This is a genomic window from Caulobacter ginsengisoli (assembly GCF_030814835.1).
Taxonomy (GTDB): Bacteria; Pseudomonadota; Alphaproteobacteria; order Caulobacterales; family Caulobacteraceae; genus Caulobacter; species Caulobacter ginsengisoli.
In genome coordinates, this window is sequence record NZ_JAUSVS010000006.1 from 18,362 (window position 1) to 36,206 (window position 17,845).

Consider the following 17,845-nt stretch of genomic DNA (forward strand, 5'->3'; position numbering starts at 1 on the left):
AGAGGCCTTCACAGAAGGCTGGGTGACAGGGGCGGGTTTTCCGCCCTTTCGCCGTTGCATCGGGAGCAGGTCCTGAGGGGTTCTTCACCCTGACGGAAACCCCTCCTTCATACGGGTTCTAGAGCCGGTACCGTCCGGTGGTGAGTAAGAGAGCGAATGAGCGACGAGAACGACAACGGCCGGCCGCAGTCCCCTGGTGGACGGACCCCTCTCACGCTGAAGCCCCGCGCGGGCTCGGTCAGCGCGGGGGTGGTCAAGCAGAGCTTCAGCCATGGCCGGTCGAAAACCGTGGTCGTCGAGACCAAGCGGGCCCGCCCGCATTCGGCGCCCATGGGCAATCTCGCCGGCCCCTCCAACGCCGAAAAACGCACGGTCCCCAGCGGCGCGCCCCAGGCCCGTCCGCCCGGCGCCGCGCCCTCCGGCGGCCGTGATCCGTCCGGCCTGAGCCAGGAAGAACTGCGCGCCCGCCAGCGCGCCATCGAGCTGGCCCGCGAGAACCAGGAACGCGCCGCCGCCGCCGAACGCGCCCGCGCCGAGGACGAAGCCCGCCGCCGCGCCGCCGAAGCGGCCGCCGCCGCGCCGAAACCCGCGCCAGCCGCCCCCGCCGCTGAAGCGCCCGCCGCTCCGGCTCCGGCCGCCCCGACGCCGGCCCCGGCCGCGCCTGTCGCCGCCGCGCCCGAGGCGCCGGCTCCGGTCGCCGCCCAGCCCGCGCCGGCCCCGGCCGCTCCGACTCCGGCGCCGCGCCCGGCCGAACCGCCCCGCGCCCAGACCCCGGCCCCCGCGCCCGGCCAGACCCGCCAGTACGAGCCGTCCCGCGACCGCCGCGACGACCGGCCCTCGACCACCACCTACCGGCCCGACCGCCCGGCCAACGTCAATTACGGCCAGCGCGCCCCGCGTGAAGGCGGCGGCGACTTCGCTGCCCGGCCTCCGCGAGACGCCGCACCCGGCGCCCCGGCCGCCCGCGACGGCGGCTATGCGGCCCGTCCCCCTCGTGAGGGCGGCAATGACCGTCCCCGTGGCGGCGAGCCCAAGGCCGGCGAGACCGTCCGCTATTCGGCCCTGGCCCCGCGTCCGGCCCCCGGCCGTCCGGGCGAGCGTCCCACCGGCCCGCGCCCGCCGCGCGGCGCCCCGGTCGGCGGCCCGCCCGCCACGCCCGAGATCCAGCGCGCCACCCGCCAGGCGCCCCGCCCCGGCTCCGCCAACCTCGACCGCCGTCCCGACGAGGACGAGGGCCGCCGCGGCGCCAAGGCCGCGCCCGGCACGGACAAGGCCGTCTCCCGCACCAAGGGCGCTCCGCAGCGCCGCGAAGGCCGCCTGACCATCCAGACCCTGGCCGGTGACGACGAGGGCGCCGTCGAGCGCATGCGCTCGCTCGCCTCGGTCCGCCGGGCCCGGGAGCGTGAACGCGAGAAGCGCCGTGGCGGCGGGGTCGAACAGGCCCGCATCGCCCGCGAAGTGGTCATTCCCGACGTCATCACCGTGCAGGAGCTGGCCCAGCGTATGGCCACCCGCGGCGTCGAGGTCATCAAGTTCCTGATGCGTCAGGGCGTGATGATGAAGATCAACGACGTCATCGACAACGACACCGCCGAGCTGGTGGCCACCGAGTTCGGCCACACCGTCCGCCGCGTCTCGGAAGCCGACGTCGAAGAGGGCTTCATCGGCGACGAGGACATCGACGATCACCTGGAAGTCCGCGCCCCCGTCGTGGCCGTCATGGGCCACGTCGACCACGGCAAGACCAGCCTGCTCGACGCCCTGCGCTCCACCGATGTCGCTTCCGGCGAGCATGGTGGCATCACCCAGCATATCGGCGCCTACCAGGTCCGCCTGAAGGACGGCCACCGGGTGACCTTCCTCGACACCCCCGGCCACGCGGCGTTCAGCGCCATGCGGGCCCGGGGCGCCGACGTCACCGACATCGTGGTTCTGGTGGTGGCCGCCGATGACGGGGTCATGCCCCAGACCATCGAGGCCATCCAGCATTCCAAGGCGGCCAACGTCCCGATCATCGTGGCCATCAACAAGATGGACAAGCCCGACGCCGATCCGACCCGGGTGATCAACGAGCTGCTGCAGCACGAGATCGTCGTCGAAAGCCTGGGCGGCGACACCCAGGTGGTGGAAGTCTCGGCGCTGAAGAAGACCGGTCTGGACGACCTGATCGACAACATCCTGTTGCAGGCCGAGGTCCTCGACCTCAAGGCCAACCCCGACCGTTCGGCCGAGGGCGTGGTCATCGAGGCCAAGCTGGACAAGGGCCGCGGCCCGGTCTCCACCGTGCTGGTCAAGCGCGGCACCCTGAAACGCGGCGACATCATCGTGGCCGGCTCCCACTGGGGCCGGGTGCGCGCCCTGCTCAACGAGCGGGACGAACAGGTCACCGAGGCCGGCCCCTCGACCCCGGTCGAGGTGCTGGGCCTGGACGGCGCCCCCTCGCCCGGCGAAGCCATCGCCGTGGTCGAGAACGAGGCCCGGGCCCGCGAGATCACCGAATACCGCGAACGCAAGCGCCGCGAAAAGACCGGGGCCGCCCCCGTCGCCCAGGCCAGCCTGGCCGACATGATGGCCCGTCTTCAGTCCAAGAAGGTCAGCGAACTGCCGCTGGTCATCAAGGCCGACGTGCAGGGCTCGGCCGAGGCCATCGTCGGCTCGCTGGACAAGATCGGCACCGAGGAGGTCCGCGCGCGGATCATCCTTTCCGGCGCCGGGGCGATCAGCGAGAGCGACGTCATGCTGGCCAAGGGCGCCGGGGCCCCGATCCTGGGCTTCAACGTCCGTGCGTCGAAGCAAGCCCGCGACCTGGCCGTCCGCGAAGGCGTCGAGATCCGCTACTACGCGATCATCTACGACCTGCTGGACGACATCAAAGGCGTGCTCTCGGGCATGCTCTCGCCGATCCAGCGGGAAACCTTCCTGGGCAACGCCCGGGTGCTGCAGGCCTTCGACATCTCCAAGGTCGGCCGCGTCGCCGGCTGCCGGGTCACCGAGGGCGTGGTCCGCCGCGGCGCCAAGGTCCGGATCGTTCGCGAGAACGTCGTGGTCCTGGAACTGGGCACCCTGCAGACCCTCAAGCGCTTCAAGGACGAGGTGGCGGAAGTCACCAACGGCATGGAATGCGGCATGGCCTTCGCCGGCTTCCAGGACATCCGCGAAGGCGACGAGATCGAGTGCTTCACGGTGGAAGAGGTCAAGCGGTCGCTGTAGCGGCGACGCGAACCTTGTGATCAAGTCGAGGGCGTGGAACCAGCCGGTTCCGCGCCCTTTGGCTGTCTGGGAGGCGGCGATGAGAGCCTGGCGATGGCTGTTCCTGGCGCCGGCCCTGTTGGCGGCCGGCTGCGCCACCAAGACCGAGGTCATCTATCCGTCGATGCAGCTCGACTGCGTGGTCGACGTTCCCCGCGCGGAAGTGGAAGTTCACATGGTCATCGACGGCGTGCGCACCGTGCTGAGTGACGACTTCGAGCGCTACTACCCGGAAGAGGCCAAGACCTCGGGGCTGTCTGGCGTGGCGGTGATGGATTGCAGCAAACGCGCGTTGGCTGAACCCTGCCGGGTTCTCTCGGCCACCCCGCCGGACGCTGGCTTCGACAAGTCCGCCGCGCGGCTGTCTCGCCTTTTGCGCAATACCGAGAGCGAAATCCGCATAGAGTTCCGCCTGCTCAAGGCTGCGGGACCCTACCCCAACCCCGATCCCTGCACAGGACGCTATCGAGACAAGCCCTGAACCGGCCGGCTTGCCAGCCGCCCGAAACTAACCCCATCCTCCCGGCCAATAGGGAGGGCCCAATCCATGGCCAGGAACAACAACGGCAGTGCCGTCGCCATTGTCGGCGGGGGTCTGGTGGCCGGGGCGGTGGATATCGCCGTCGCCACCGTCATCTATCACATCCCCACCTGGCAGAAGACGCTGCAGGCGGTCGCCCGGGGCTGGTACGGCAAGGCCAGCTTCGAGATGGGCATGCAGTCGGTGATTGTCGGGGCGCTGTCGCAGGCGCTGATCTGCATGATCATCGCCGCGCTCTACATCCAGTTCGCCGGCTCGCTGCTGCGCCGGCCCTGGCTGGGCGGGACCTTGCTGGGGATCGTGGTCTATCTGGTGATGAACTATGTCGTCGTGCCACTCTCCAAGGCCGGCGGCGGCTGGCACATGCCCAAGTTGGACATGAACTTCGTCCTGACGGTCCTGGCCAACATCCTGCTGGGTCTGATCATCGCCCACTTCGCCGCGCGGTTCGCCAAGCGGTGACGCTGCAGCCCTGGACACTGACGATCGACGCCCAGGCCGTACTGATCGGCCTGGGCGTGGTTCTCCTCGCTATCCTGGCGGCGACCCTTGTGGCGCGGGCGCGGCGGGCCAAGGAAAAGCCACAGGACGAAGGATAATCCCGGTCATGCGCAAGCTTCTGATCCCCCTCCTGCTGGCCGCCACGACCCTGTCGGCCTGCGCCACGGCCGAGCGGCTGGACGCGGCGGGCGATGTCCACGACCTGCTGGTCGCCATCCGCGACAACGACCGGGCGACGTTCAACAACCATGTCGACCGCAAGGCCCTGAAGGCCTCCATCGAGTCCCGCCTGGTCCGCGAGGCCCAGAAGACCGACATGGACGACAAGCTCAAAGCCCTCACCGCCCTGCTGGCCCCGACCCTGGCCGACGTGGCCGGCGACGCCCTGATCCAGCCCAAGGTGTTCCGGGGCGTGGCCAACTATTACGGCTACACCCCCGACAAGCCGATCCCGGGGCGACTGGCCATCGGCGCGGCGCTGAAAGCCATGCCCGACGGCCGGGTCTGCGCCACCAAGAAGAAGGACGGGCCCTGCGTGCTGATCTTCACCCGCGAGGACGGGGCCTGGAAGCTGTCGGGCTTCGAAGGCGACATCTCGGACTTGCGCACCAAGGCCGCCCGGTAGAAACAGCCCGTCATGAAAACCGTTCTGCGTCTCGCGGCTTTCGCCGCCGTTCCCCTGCTGCTGGCCACTGGCGCCCAGGCCGCCGAAAAACGCATGGTCACCTTCGATTCCGCCTCGCCGGAGGCCCGCCAGCTGACCGGCGCCGGCCTGACCTTCGTCTTCACCAAGAGCCTGCTGGGCGCCCCCAAGGTGCTGGCCGTGCGGGCCACCGCCGTGCCGGTCGGCATCATCCCCAAGCCCTCGCGCGACGGCGCGGTCAACCGCGAGCTCGACCGGCTGATGGGCGAGGACGGCGGCCGCGGCGAGCTCTTCCAGATCGACCCCGACGCGGCCGAGGGCAAGGTGATGATCAAGGCCTTCTGCCCGGGCTCCACCCGGGGCTGGCTGGCCGTCTCGGACCTGACCAGCCATCGCGGCCTGAGGGTCTACGCCTTCGGCGACAACCCCTCGGGCGGCGCCTTGCGCATCTGCGCCAGGATGGACTTCGCCTTCCGCGGCGAATGGCGCATGCCCGGCGTCCCCGGCATCGACCCGACCAAGGCGGTGTTCAAGGCCGACTACGGCTATCCGGGCAGCTAGGGGCTAGGGATTAGGGGCTAGGGGCTGCGGATTCGTATCCAGCCCGGTCTTGCTAACCCCTAGTCCCTGGCCCCTAATCCCTCCTCTTACGGGGAGCGAGCATGGCCGATATCGACGCGCTGGCGGGTTATGACCGCTTCAAGTTCACGCATGACGGCCGCACCCGCGAGGTCTTCCGCAAGGGCTCGGGCCCGGCGGTGATCATCATGCATGAGATCCCCGGCCTGCATCCGCAGGTGGTCGACTATGCCGACCGGGTCGCCGCCGCCGGTATGAGCGTCTACCTGCCCAGCCTGTTCGGCGCGCCGGGCAGGAAGGTCACCATCCCCTACGCGCTCGGCGAGATGTTCATGAACATCTGTATCCGCCGCGAATTCCATGTCTGGGCCGGGCAGGGCTCCAGCCCCATCGTCGACTGGCTGCGGGCCCTGGCGCGCAAGGCCCATGCCGAGTGCGGCGGGCCGGGGGTCGGGGCGCTGGGCATGTGTTTCACCGGCGGCTTCGCCCTGGCCATGATGACCGAGCCGGCCGTGGTGGCCCCGGTGCTGTCGCAGCCCTCGCTGCCGCTGGGCAAGAAGGGCAAGGCGTCGATCGACAGCTCGCCGGCCGAGATCGCCTGCGCCAAGCGGCGGTTCGAGGACGAGGACCTCTCCCTGCTGGGCCTGCGCTTCAAGGGCGACGACTTCGTGCCGGACGAGCGCTTCGCCTTTCTGAAGGAAACCTTCGGCGACCGCTTCGAGGACATCACCCTGGCGGCCGAGGACGGCGCCCCCGGCACGGGCCGCCCGCCCCACTCGGTGCTCACCATCCATCTGCGCAATTCGGGACCCACCAAGGACGCCGAGGCCCGCACGGTCAGCTTCTTCCGGGAGCGGTTGGGGCTGGCTTAGCCGCTGACATTGCTCCGCTCTCTCCTCGCCCCTAGGGCGAGGTGGCCCGGAGGGCCGGAGTGGGGAGCGACTACAGCACACAAGAACAGGCGTTCCTCCACCGGCGGCGCTTCGTTCTGCATCTGAGTGCCGGGCGTGCTCCCCACTCCGTCAGCTTCGCTGCCACCTCGCCCTAGGGGCGAGGAGAGTTCTGTCGGCAGCTTCCGGGCTGGACACCCCGGCCTAACGCGCCTAGAGACCCGCCCTTCGCGATTTTGAGCCCGCCGCGCGTTCGATCCGCCGCCGGGCAAGGCAAAGGGCCATGAGCCGAACCACTCCCAAGCGTCCTGTCCTGACAGGCCCGACCCAACGCCAGCTGCGCGCCGGCGAGCTGATCCGCCATGCGCTGGTCGAGATCCTCCGTGAGGAACCGCCCAGGGATCCGGCCATCGAGAACGTCTCGATCACGGTGTCGGAGGTGCGGATCAGCCCCGACCTCAAGCACGCCATCTGCTTCGTCGAGCCGCTGGGCGCCGGCGTCACCGGCGCGGGCAACGAGGCGGAAATCGTCAAGGCGCTGAACAGATCGACCAAGTTCATGCGCGGGCGCCTGAGCCGGCACATCGACATGAAGTTCACCCCCGACCTGAAGTTCGTTCACGACCAGAGCTTCGACGCGGCCAGCCAGATCGACCGGCTGTTCGATAATCCCAAGGTGCAGGCCGACCTGGCCAAGCGGGACGAGGACCAGTGAGCCGCCGCAAGAAGGGCGACAAGGTCTCCGGCTGGATCTGCCTGGACAAACCCTACGAGATCACCTCGACCCAGGCCGTCGGCCGGGTGCGGCGGGTGTTCAACGCCCAGAAGGCCGGCCATGCCGGCACGCTCGACCCGCTGGCCACCGGCATCCTGCCCATTGCGCTGGGGGAGGCGACCAAGACCGTCTCCTTCCTGGTCGACAGCGACAAGACCTACCGCTTCGTCATCCGCTGGGGCATCGCCACCGACAGCTTCGACCGCGAGGGCGAGGTCACCGCCCGCTCCGACGTGCGCCCCACCCGCGAGCAGGTGGAGGCGGTGCTGCCGGACTTCGTCGGCGAGATCGACCAGGTCCCGCCCAACTACTCGGCCATCAAGGTCGACGGCGAGCGGGCCTATGACCTGGCCCGCAGCGGCGAGGATTTCGAGCTGGCCAGCCGCAAGGTGGTCATCCACTCCGCCGCCGTCACCGACGTCCCGGACGCCGACCACATCGAGCTGACCATCGACTGCGGCAAGGGCACCTATGTCCGCGCCATCGCCCGGGATCTGGCCCAAAAGCTGGGGGCCTGCGCCCACGTCGCCTCGCTGCGCCGCACCCGGGTCGGCCCGTTTGGGGAAGACAATGCGATAACGCTGGAAAAACTGGAAGAAATGAGCCATAAGCCCGGCCTTCCGGAGACGATGCTCCCGGTCGAGACCGCACTGGACGACATCCCGGTGCTGGCCGTGACCGCAGAGGACGCCTTCCGGCTGGCCCAGGGACGGTCCATCGTTCTCCTTCCCCGACAGGTCGAAGCGCTGAAGGCCCGCCTCACCGGCGGCTCCCGGATGGTTTCGGCGATGGAGGGAAAGAGACTGGTCGCCCTGGCCGAGATGCGCGCCGGACAGCTCAATCCGGTGCGGGTCTTCATTCAGGCCTAGAGCGGAGAAAACCCGATGTCGATCACGGCCGAGCGCAAGACCGCGCTCATCAACGAACACGCCCGCGGCGAAGCCGACACCGGCAGCGCCGAAGTCCAGGTGGCGATCCTGACCGAACGGATCTCGAACCTGACCGAGCACTTCAAGACCCACAAGAAGGACAACCACTCGCGCCGCGGCCTGCTCAAGCTGGTCTCGCAGCGCCGGTCGCTCCTGGACCACCTGAAGAAGACCCATGCGGACCGCTACCAGGTCCTGATCGAAAAGCTGGGTCTGCGCCGCTAAGCCATCCCGATCGCCCCGGTCATCACTGGCCGGGGCGTTCGACTATCCGCCATCCGCTCCTTCAGGCTCTGGAGCGCCGGCGGCGATACACGACCGTCGAGGGTTCAAACGAGATCCTCACCGGGCCTGACATCTGGAGAGGATTTCGGCACAGCCGCCCTGTCCGCCCCGTAGGGAATACGCCCGCGGGAATGAGAGAAACGAAAGACTCATGTTCGACATCAAAAAGAAAACCATCAACTGGGGCGGCAAGCCGCTGACCCTGGAAACCGGCCGCATCGCCCGTCAAGCCGACGGCGCGGTCCTGGTCACCATGGGCGAGACCGTCGTCCTGGCCACCGCCGTCTACGCCAAGGCCGCCAAGCCCGGTCAGGACTTCTTCCCCCTGACCGTCAACTACCAGGAGCGCACCTACGCCGCCGGCAAGATCCCGGGCGGCTTCTTCAAGCGCGAGGGCCGGCCCTCCGAGAAGGAAACCCTGGTGTCGCGCCTGATCGACCGGCCGATCCGTCCGCTGTTCGTCAAGGGCTTCAAGAACGAAGTGCAGGTCGTCTGCACCGTGCTGGCCCACGACCTGGAGCATGATCCGGACATCCTGGCCATGGTCGGCGCCTCGGCCGCCCTGGTCATCTCCGGCGCCCCCTTCATGGGCCCGATCGCCGGCGCCCGCGTCGGCTGGATCAATGGTGAGTACGTCCTCAACCCGACCATCGACGAGCTCAAGGAATCGGCGATGGACCTGGTCATCGCCGGCACGTCCGACGCGGTGATGATGGTCGAATCCGAGATCAAGGAACTCAGCGAAGAGATCGTCCTGGGCGCCATCGACTTTGCCCACAAGGGCATGCAGCCGGTGATCGACGCCATCATCGAGCTGGCCGAACACGCCGCCAAGGAGCCCTTCGAGTTCCAGGCGGAAGACACCGACGCCATCAAGGCCGAGATGAAGACCCTGGTCGGCGCCGACATCATCGCCGGCTACAAGATCACCAAGAAGCAGGACCGCTACGAAGCGATCGGCCTGGCCAAGAAGAAGGCCATCGCCGCCCTGGGCAAGTCGGACGCCAACCCTGAAGGCCACGACCCGCTGAAGCTGGCCGGCGTCTACAAGGAACTGGAGGCCGACGTCGTCCGCCGCGCCATCCTCGACACCGGCATCCGCATCGACGGCCGCCCGGTGGACAAGGTCCGCCCGATCGTCTCGGAAGTGGGCGTGCTGCCCCGGGCCCACGGCTCGGCGCTGTTCACTAGAGGTGAGACCCAGGCCCTGGTGGTCGCCACCCTGGGCACCGGCGACGACGAGCAGTTCATCGACGCCCTGGAGGGCACCTACAAGGAGAAGTTCCTCCTGCACTACAACTTCCCCCCCTTCAGCGTCGGGGAAACCGGCCGCATGGGCAGCCCCGGCCGCCGCGAAATCGGCCACGGCAAGCTGGCCTGGCGCGCGGTCCGTCCGGTCCTGCCGTCGACGGAAGACTTCCCCTACACCATCCGCCTGGTCTCCGAGATCATGGAGTCCAACGGCTCCTCCTCGATGGCCACGGTCTGCGGCTCCTCGCTGGCCATGATGGACGCGGGCGTGCCGCTGATCCGTCCGGTCTCGGGCATCGCCATGGGCCTGATCCTGGAAAGTGACGGCTACGCGGTCCTCAGCGACATCCTGGGTGACGAAGACCACCTGGGCGACATGGACTTCAAGGTCGCCGGCACCAGCGAGGGCATCACCAGCCTGCAGATGGACATCAAGATCGCCGGGATCACCCAGGAGATCATGAAGAAGGCCCTCGACCAGGCCAAGGCCGGCCGCGCCCACATCCTCGAAGAGATGGGCAAGGCCATGGACGCGCCCCGCGAAGAGCTGGGCGAATACGCCCCCAAGATCGAGACCATCAAGGTCCCGCTCGACAAGATCCGTGAAGTGATCGGCACCGGCGGCAAGGTGATCCGCGAGATCGTCGCCACCACCGGCGCCAAGGTCGACATCGCCGACGACGGCACCATCAAGATCGCCGCCTCCGACCAGGCCAAGATCGACGCCGCCAAGGACTGGATCAAGTCGATCGCCTCGGAGCCGGAAGTCGGCGCCATCTACAACGGCAAGGTCGTCAAGGTCGTCGACTTCGGCGCCTTCGTGAACTTCTTCGGCGCCAAGGACGGCCTGGTCCACATCAGCCAGATCAGCAAGGACAAGGTCGCCAAGACCTCGGACGTGCTGAGCGAAGGCCAGATGGTCAAGGTCAAACTCCTGGGCTTCGACGACCGCGGCAAGACCAAGCTGTCGATGAAGGTCGTGGACCAGGAGACGGGCGAGGACCTGTCGAAGAAGGAAGAAGTGGCTCCGGAGGACGCGGTCGCGACTTAAGCGGCGGCGTTACCGAGCTAGACGTGCGAGCGGGCGGTCCGAGAGGGCCGCCCGTTTTGCGTTTGGGGGGATGGGGCTTGGATTGTGACTCGATGGCTGAGTCGTGGCCTACCCGATTGACCGCGCGTGGACGTTGCCACCAAGCTGTGCCTCGGGAGGTGGGACACAATGCGCCAGGTCACCGACTTTTCAGACGAGCGCAACAAGGGCTGGTGCGTTCATTGCGGCGGCCCCTACGAAACTGACGACCATATGCCCTCCAAGGTTTTCCTGGATCGGCCATTCCCCGAGAACCTGCCGGTGACGCCAGCCTGCGCAAGTTGCAATGAGGGCTTTTCGCGAGACGAAGAATATCTGGCCTGCCTGCTTGAGTGCATCCTGGCCGGTTCGGCGCATCCCGATGATGTCGAACGATCTGCGATTGCTAGAAAGCTTCGCGATCAGCCGGGCCTACGCAAACGGCTTGAGGCAGCACGGCGCAGCGAGGGAGACGGTGTGCTCTGGGATGTCGAAGTCGAGCGCGTCAACAATGTGGTAGTTAAGCTCGCACGGGGACACGTCGCCTTCGAGAGCGGCGAGCCAAGGCTCGACGAGCCGGCTGGAAGGGGATTTCAGCCCTTGTTAGCGATGAGCCCTGCGGTGCGGCGCGATTTCGAACATGTTCCCGATCTCCCCCAAATCTGGCCAGAGGTCGGCAGCCGGGCGATGAGCCGCCTATTTGTGACGGGCGTCGATGTCTTCGACGAGGGCTGGCAGGAAGTTCAAAGCAGACGCTATCGCTATCGCGTCGATGGCGCGCACGTGCGGATGGTGATCCGCGACTATCTGGCCGCCGAGGTGTGGTGGGACTGATGGACCTAGCCGCGACCCTCACGCCAGCGCTGATCTCGGCTTCTGTGGCACTCATCGTGGCAGTGGTGACTGCGCAGTTGACCGCCACTCGCAGTCACGATGAACGAGTTTGGATACGCAAGGCGGCTGCGTATTCCGCAATTTTCGAAGCCTTGGGCGAGATGGCTGAAGTCCACGATTTTTGGCTAAACACGATCTACCTTCACCGCGAAACGACACCAGAGGTCGATGCTGAGCGGGCAGCGACATATCGTTTGGCTAAGGCCAAGCTTATGCGCGCCGTCAATGCCGAGACATGGTTGTTGCCCCAACCAGTATCTGAGGAGATCGCCGCGCTACGCAAGGTGCTGGAGACCTCATATGATAGCTGGTTCGACGATATAGACTCAGGCGCCGCTGCGCTCGCCAAGACCGCTGCTCGGCTATCAGCATTCGCCCGTTCGGACATGGCGAGAGGAGTCCGACGGACCAGCAAGCCTGATCCGCGCCCGTGACGGCCGAGCAGCGGCTGATTGCGCAGCGCGACCGTTACGTCGCAACGGTGTGTGAAAACTGGCGTGGGCACGAGCGCGAACTACTGATCACGCTGGTCCGCGGTCTCGACGTCGCCGCCTATAACCTCCGGGTGGCGCGGGATGGCTCCAGCCGCGACCCCAACGCCGGCATGAGGGTGCGCGGGGCCGCAACGGCGCTACGACCGCTTCTCGAGGCTGTGCGCGACATGCCCGGCGGCATTCCCTGGGGGCCAAGCCGCCCCGACAATGCTCTGGCCTTCGACAACTACCTCCTGGCCTGCGGGCGGTTCACCGTGGCGATTCGCCTGGCGGCTATGGAGCGCTATGGCATAGCTACCGCTACCGTCGTCGCCGATGATCGGATCGTCATAGAAGCACTCTCCGATGCCGAGGAGTACGCTGAGGTCGAGGCCGGACATGCAGCCAGCGCCCGGGCCAGGGTCGCATTTCTCGCGCAGCGACCGGACTTGGCGGCGCAAAGCGCCGAGGTATGTCGCCGCCTGGATCGCTACGGCCGTGCGGCGATGGGCTGGTTTATCGGCTACGACAACGACAGTTTCCTCGTCGAGCACTACAAGGCGCTGGCGGGCATCCAGGCGGCCGGTGTGTTCGAAGCAGAGGCGTTACCGCCCGTCGGGATGATCGGCGGGCGGCCTTTCAGCGAATGGAGCCACGCCTCAACGAGCGCCTATGGCGCAGTGCTCCACCACATTGACGCGGCCGGGCGCTTGCGGGATCGCAAGCCAAAGCTGAACATGCGCGACCTGATGACCATCTATGCGCGGCGCGACGACATCGTCGAGGTGCTAACCGAGCGCGGCGATAGCCGTCTGCGGGCCATGCAGTTGATGACTGGCCTGACCCTCGATGCGGACGTCGCGGCATCCAATGAGGACCGGTACGAAATCCCGCTGCCGTACTACATCGACGCTGGCGAGCATTTCGTATTGTTGCCGATGTTCGGCGGTTTGATGAACCCCCACGCGGGCCTCCTAGATCACCTTCGCCGGACCTACCGGCCCGACTGGGACCGCATCGTCTACGGTCGCGAGAACATCTTTCGCGAGGACCTGCGTCGCCTGCTGCCGGAACCGCGCTACAAAGTATTGGAGCGGGGCCAGAGACTACGCCGCAAGGACAAATCTCACCTCACGGACATCGACGCCGTAGCCATAGACCGCGAGACCGGAGTCGCCGTGCTCGTGCAGTTGAAATGGTACGACGCCCACGGCTTCAGTCTGGCCGAGCGCGATAGCCGGCGTGACAACCTGCTGGAGAAGGGCAACGAGTGGGTCGAGAAAGTCGACGGCTGGGTCGATGGCCGAACCTCAGCGCAGCTCGCCAAGGCTTATGGCTGGGGACCGGCGGCCGAAGTACCGCCCAGACTCCTGGTCATGCCAAGACATGCCGCCACGTTCGTCGGCGAAAGCCGGTACGATCAACGCGCCTCGTGGATAAGCTGGCATGCCCTGAGTGAGGGGATGCACAAACCCGACTGCGATGGCTTTCTGGAGGTCATCAGCGGCGGATGGCGTCCCCATATCGCCCGGGAAAGCTTCGGGGGGCCGACGATGATCGCGCTTCCCGGCATGACGGTCGAGGTCCGCACGGCCGGGTCAGGCTGAGATGCAGAAAAATGAGTATTATCTCCCTCGACTAAGGGCCTCTTCCCGGCTGGCCGTTGCGGGCATATATTGGGTCAGGCTCCCGGCACGAGCCCGACGCCCGCCAGGCCAAGCTGCTAGCGGCAGTGCCTTTGAACGCACCCGATCATGTCATGACCGGGCCTGCGGTGCGGTGGCGGGCGACGCATCTGACGGGCCGGAGACATGACATGCCTATCCCCCCGCGCTCGCTCGAGAGCCTTCGCCGTAGGGCCACGGCCCTCGGCCGCGAGCAAAACATCACTCACGGCGAGGCGTTGAATCGCGTCGCCGAGCAGTACGGCTTCACTAACTGGACTCACGCGCGACGCGTGCTATCGCCCGGATGCGGCTTGCCTTCGCGACCACCAATCTCAGAATTTCCGGATCGCCCACATGGGATGTCCGAGCTCGGCCGGGACACCTATCTCGCCCGCTGTCTAGAGGTTTTCGGCCAGACGACGGCGCTGCTGAACGCCGGCGCCGAGCAGCGTGTATGGACCGACACGTCCCACATAGTCGAGGTGCTCAACCTCCTTCTGGCCCACACACGCAGCCACACCCATCTGCCGACTGGCGGCGGCCAGACCTACTCTGAGGTCTGCATCTCCCGCGAACCTAGCGCACTCGAGTTCCAGGTCGAGCGTGGCTTGGTCTATGTGGCCCGTCCCGCGCGCCTTATCCTCCAGCGGGTCGCGGTATCGCCAGGGGATTCGTTCGGCCTGTTGGAACTCGCCGACCTTGCGCCGTCCGGCGTCAATCCCATCCGCAGGGAGGGTTCGCTTTCGCGCCGCGAAGAGGTGGTGGAGCTTGACCCAGGCGACTACCGCGACCGGAGCCTCTGGGATCAGGGCTTCCTCGACTACGACGACGACGGCCGGGAAATCCCGCTACCCGACAAGTCGCGGTTGGTCGTTCGCTGGTTCAACGGCAAGATGCTGTTCGTGTCGAACGGCAGCCGCTGGAACGGTACGCCCTCGACCTATGATGGTCGTCACAACGGCATGAGTGTCGATGAGATCCTCACTATGATTGAACGCGCCTTTACTCGCGCAGCCTAAGTGAAGAATGGGGTGACAGGATAAGCATTTGCTACTTGGCGGAAAAGCCGCTGGTATGCACAACCAATCCCGCTATGAGCGTGAACACATCGACAAATCCCGCTAAGCGAGTATGATCGATAGTCGTCAGAGTGATCTGGCAGAATGGTGCGGGGGCGCAGCTATGAATAAAGTTTCTAAAACAACGGCGTATTTGATCCTAGGCCTATCTATGGCTTGGGCCCTGGCAGGATGTAGTCATCCAAGTCCCAGCACAGATAACCTTCGGAACAACATAGTCCAGACTATCGGCGGCTATTCTATTAAGAGCCTGAAGTGCGAATCATTCGCAGACAAAAGTCAAGAAGCGGCAGGACGATCAAGTTGTCGCGGCACACTGGCGCTCATTCTGGATCGCTACGCATCCTTGCCCAGCGCAGATGTTCAGGGGTTGCTTGTGTCTTCCGGCATCCCGCAGGAAGCCGCAGGGTTCGTTCTGCAGAGGCACCCCAAGGCTGTAGTAGTGCCCGCCGTGAAGGCAGGAACTGAGACGCCATTCACATCCGACTGCACCTATACAAAGGAAGTGGATGGGTGGAGGATCGGGTGCAACACGAGTTTCGCGGATCTGCCAGGGCTCCCCCCCAGCGCGATGGGCGAAAACTACGTTCTGAAGGATTCTCCGGAGTATCAATCCTATATAAAGGAGGCGAAAGCCGACTTTGCGGAGATCGATGCTAGATTTATCGCGCTCAAATCCCAAATTGAGGAGTTCTTCAAAGTTGGGAGGACAGTTACAGCGACTAACCCTTTGAGCAACGGTGGGATTGCCAGGGTGAAAATTGTTTCACCACTTGTTTGGAGCGGTGAGCCGGGGTTTCTGGGACACCAATCTCAATTTTCTCTCACCACAAAGTATGTGGACCTTCGTGACGCCCAAAGTAGTAAGTTTACCTTTTGTGGATATGCGAAAGGTATACCGGGGAACGATATCCAATTTTCTGGCGATATTGAAAGCGAAATGCCGAGTAGATCTGCCCACCCTGACTCCGTAACATTTGCGGCCAATCTTTACATGAGCAATAGGGCCGCGATATTTGAAAATAAATTTCAGAGTTGTGGGAACATCTTAGTTTGGGATGGCACCTCTTGGAAATTAAGTTACGGAACGCTTGAACTGAAGGCCAACTGAGAGTCGAATCCACGAGGTCTAGATAAGGAAGCAATACGGTGACAAGGGAAATCGGGAGACACAGTACTGATTTGGTCGGGAAATGGGTGTTGTGTCCCCTGATCTCCGCGCCGCCAAAGTCAGCGCACCGGTTGGATGGCGATACGATAGACGATCGAGGCGATCACGAGCGTGACGACGACCCAGTCCCAACGGCGCGATTTGGTGAAGAACGCCGATAGGATCAGGACGAGGATCGTTGTGCGCAGGATCGCGATGTTGTCCCAGACGAAGCCTCGCGTCAGGATTATGGTGGCCCATATCGACAGTTGGTAAAACGCGAGCGCCAGGAAAAGCACACGGCGCTCGTTCTGGTAGGCGGATCGCATGTCGAGGGCTTCGCCTGCGTCGAAGCTGGGCAGCGCCGCCGAGCAGGCAACGAACAGCAGCAGCGGCGGCGCAAGCAAGAGCCCGAACTCGGCGACGCTGGTGAAGCGCTGCGAGCCGGCCAGGCCGCCGACCAAAGCCCACCAGTAGTTCAGCACGAAGAGCAGGAGAAACGCCGACCAGGCGAGCGGGAGGGCGTCCCAGGCGACACGCTTGCGATCTCGAATGAGCCTGTAGAGGTTGCCGAGCAGGGCGGTCAGGCTGAGGCCGACGATGATCGAGATCAGCGTGACCGAATGGTTCGTTGCAACGTCCATGTGTTTCGCGCCTCGTGAGAGAATTGGACGACAGGTTCCGCCCGGAGGCGCGTCAGAGCGGCCGGATCGCCACGCTTCGGAACTTCACCGCGCCGGCGCCGTACTGCAGCGCGATGGGGCCCTCGGCGTGGGCGGCGTCCCTGGCGGCGTCGACCGTCCTGCGGCCGTTGAGAACGACGGAGAAGACGTCGCCCCGCGCGCGGATTTCCATCAGGTTCCACCGGCCGCCCGCCTTGGGCATCGGCGAGACCTTGGCGACATTGACGATGGCGCCGGTGCCGTAGGTGGGATCGGGCCGGGTGTCGAAGATGTTGACCTCGTAGGCGTTCGCCGCGGTGATCCTGTCCCGGTCGGAGCAGCGGATGAAGATCCCCGAATTGGCGTCGGGGCTGACCCAGAACCGGGCGCGCAGGTCGAAGTCGCGGAAACTGTCCTTCGAGACCAGGAAGCTGATCCCGCCCTGGTCCGCCGAGATCGCGCCATCCCTCACCGCCCAGTTGGCGTCGCCGACCGGGGTCCACCCTTCGAGGTCCTTGCCGTTGAACAGCGGCCTGCCCTTCGCCCACGCTGGGGCCGGGGCGGTCAGCGACGCGGCGGCGAGGCCCAGGATGACGGTGCGCCGACCGGTCATGCGGCGCGGCCCGGGGAAGCGCCGCGACGCCCCAGCCAGGCCAGGACGCGCCGCGGATCGGGCGAGCGGACCGCGGCCAGGGCGCCATCCCCCGCGACGGCCTGAACGCCCAGCAGCGCCAGCCAGACCAGCGGCAGTTCGGCGCCGGCCCTGGTGAAGTAGAAGCCTTTGCGCGCCAGCCAGAACTGGGCCGCGCCCAGCATCATCGGCATGGCGTAGAGCGCCACGTAGCGGGGCATGACCCCCGGGATCAGCAGCACGGCCCCAGCAACCTCCGCCGACAGGACATAGGCGGGCACGAAGGCCGGATAGCCGGCCGCGCGCAGGTTGCCCCACCAGGCCTCCAGCCCGCCCGGCAGGATGGCCAGCTTCCAGTAGAGATGGGCGATGAACAGCGTTCCCAGCAGCACCCGGATCAGCAAGGCCGCTGTCTCGGGCGTCGGCCCGCCCGCCAACCCTGCCTTCCGCATCGTCCGCCCCTGAACCCGCCTGTGCGCCGCCCCTGAGATAACGCCACGCGATGAAGGTCCGCAACGGGTGGCAGGCGCTTGCGCGAAAATCGGGGGACACCGGCGTCGAAGGCCCGCCTCTGCTC

General features: G+C 66.1%; 19 protein-coding genes. 16 read left to right on the forward strand and 3 right to left on the reverse strand.

Translation table 11 applies throughout. The features are described 5' to 3' along the window. Positions 1 to 156 precede the first annotated feature (156 nt). The 16 genes from infB to QO010_RS15050 all read left to right on the forward strand — a co-directional run bounded on the left by infB (position 157) and on the right by QO010_RS15050 (position 15,936). On the forward strand, positions 157 to 3,210 hold the full coding sequence (gene infB, locus QO010_RS14975; RefSeq protein WP_307350433.1) for a translation initiation factor IF-2: 3,054 nt from the start codon (positions 157 to 159) through the stop codon (positions 3,208 to 3,210). A gap of 79 nt (positions 3,211 to 3,289) precedes the next feature. Next, positions 3,290 to 3,730, forward strand: a complete 441-nt coding sequence (locus tag QO010_RS14980; RefSeq protein ID WP_307350434.1) for an energy transducer TonB — start codon at positions 3,290 to 3,292, stop codon at positions 3,728 to 3,730. 66 nt (positions 3,731 to 3,796) lie between these two features. Continuing rightward, positions 3,797 to 4,252, forward strand: a complete 456-nt coding sequence (locus QO010_RS14985) for a hypothetical protein (RefSeq protein WP_307350435.1) — start codon at positions 3,797 to 3,799, stop codon at positions 4,250 to 4,252. Beyond that, positions 4,249 to 4,389 (forward strand): hypothetical protein, encoded by a 141-nt coding sequence (locus QO010_RS14990; RefSeq protein ID WP_307350436.1) that lies wholly within the window; start codon positions 4,249 to 4,251, stop codon positions 4,387 to 4,389. The genes QO010_RS14985 and QO010_RS14990 overlap by 4 nt, the downstream gene beginning before the upstream one ends. Positions 4,390 to 4,397: 8 nt before the next feature. Then, complete coding sequence (locus QO010_RS14995; RefSeq protein ID WP_307350437.1) at positions 4,398 to 4,916, forward strand: DUF2939 domain-containing protein; 519 nt, start codon at positions 4,398 to 4,400, stop codon at positions 4,914 to 4,916. A gap of 12 nt (positions 4,917 to 4,928) precedes the next feature. Further along, positions 4,929 to 5,495 (forward strand): hypothetical protein, encoded by a 567-nt coding sequence (locus tag QO010_RS15000; protein WP_307350438.1) that lies wholly within the window; start codon positions 4,929 to 4,931, stop codon positions 5,493 to 5,495. A gap of 101 nt (positions 5,496 to 5,596) precedes the next feature. After that, complete coding sequence (locus QO010_RS15005) at positions 5,597 to 6,385, forward strand: dienelactone hydrolase family protein (RefSeq protein WP_307350439.1); 789 nt, start codon at positions 5,597 to 5,599, stop codon at positions 6,383 to 6,385. A 301-nt stretch (positions 6,386 to 6,686) separates the two neighbouring features. Next, positions 6,687 to 7,118: a 30S ribosome-binding factor RbfA gene (gene rbfA, locus QO010_RS15010; RefSeq protein ID WP_307350440.1), complete on the forward strand. Its 432-nt coding sequence runs from the start codon at positions 6,687 to 6,689 to the stop codon at positions 7,116 to 7,118. After that, the gene (gene truB / locus QO010_RS15015; protein ID WP_307350441.1) at positions 7,115 to 8,047 is read left to right on the forward strand and encodes a tRNA pseudouridine(55) synthase TruB; all 933 of its coding nucleotides are present in this window, start codon (positions 7,115 to 7,117) and stop codon (positions 8,045 to 8,047) included. The genes rbfA and truB overlap by 4 nt, the downstream gene beginning before the upstream one ends. 15 nt (positions 8,048 to 8,062) lie before the next feature. Beyond that, complete coding sequence (gene rpsO, locus QO010_RS15020; protein WP_307350443.1) at positions 8,063 to 8,332, forward strand: 30S ribosomal protein S15; 270 nt, start codon at positions 8,063 to 8,065, stop codon at positions 8,330 to 8,332. 211 nt (positions 8,333 to 8,543) lie between these two features. Continuing rightward, entirely contained in the window at positions 8,544 to 10,694 is a 2,151-nt protein-coding gene (gene pnp / locus QO010_RS15025) for a polyribonucleotide nucleotidyltransferase (protein ID WP_307350444.1), read from the forward strand. 168 nt (positions 10,695 to 10,862) lie between these two features. Then, positions 10,863 to 11,546 carry a hypothetical protein gene (locus QO010_RS15030; protein WP_307350446.1) on the forward strand — a complete coding sequence of 228 codons (684 nt, stop codon included), beginning with the start codon at positions 10,863 to 10,865 and terminating at the stop codon, positions 11,544 to 11,546. Beyond that, positions 11,546 to 12,040 carry a hypothetical protein gene (locus tag QO010_RS15035; protein WP_307350447.1) on the forward strand — a complete coding sequence of 165 codons (495 nt, stop codon included), beginning with the start codon at positions 11,546 to 11,548 and terminating at the stop codon, positions 12,038 to 12,040. The genes QO010_RS15030 and QO010_RS15035 overlap by 1 nt, the downstream gene beginning before the upstream one ends. Then, positions 12,037 to 13,686 carry a hypothetical protein gene (locus QO010_RS15040; RefSeq protein ID WP_307350449.1) on the forward strand — a complete coding sequence of 550 codons (1,650 nt, stop codon included), beginning with the start codon at positions 12,037 to 12,039 and terminating at the stop codon, positions 13,684 to 13,686. The genes QO010_RS15035 and QO010_RS15040 overlap by 4 nt, the downstream gene beginning before the upstream one ends. 419 nt (positions 13,687 to 14,105) lie before the next feature. Next, positions 14,106 to 14,765: a hypothetical protein gene (locus QO010_RS15045; protein ID WP_307350450.1), complete on the forward strand. Its 660-nt coding sequence runs from the start codon at positions 14,106 to 14,108 to the stop codon at positions 14,763 to 14,765. A 112-nt stretch (positions 14,766 to 14,877) separates the two neighbouring features. Continuing rightward, complete coding sequence (locus QO010_RS15050) at positions 14,878 to 15,936, forward strand: hypothetical protein (protein ID WP_307350451.1); 1,059 nt, start codon at positions 14,878 to 14,880, stop codon at positions 15,934 to 15,936. Between the two features lie 119 nt (positions 15,937 to 16,055). Here QO010_RS15050 and QO010_RS15055 read toward each other — a convergent pair whose 3' ends face one another. Genes QO010_RS15055 through QO010_RS15065 form a run of 3 tightly spaced genes read right to left on the reverse strand, consistent with a single transcriptional unit; the run spans position 16,056 to position 17,720 of the window. Further along, positions 16,056 to 16,619: a hypothetical protein gene (locus QO010_RS15055; protein ID WP_307350452.1), complete on the reverse strand. Its 564-nt coding sequence runs from the start codon at positions 16,617 to 16,619 to the stop codon at positions 16,056 to 16,058. A gap of 52 nt (positions 16,620 to 16,671) precedes the next feature. Further along, the gene (locus QO010_RS15060; protein WP_307350453.1) at positions 16,672 to 17,250 is read right to left on the reverse strand and encodes a 3-keto-disaccharide hydrolase; all 579 of its coding nucleotides are present in this window, start codon (positions 17,248 to 17,250) and stop codon (positions 16,672 to 16,674) included. Further along, positions 17,247 to 17,720: a DoxX family protein gene (locus QO010_RS15065; RefSeq protein WP_307350454.1), complete on the reverse strand. Its 474-nt coding sequence runs from the start codon at positions 17,718 to 17,720 to the stop codon at positions 17,247 to 17,249. The genes QO010_RS15060 and QO010_RS15065 overlap by 4 nt, the downstream gene beginning before the upstream one ends. Positions 17,721 to 17,845: the final 125 nt, after the last annotated feature.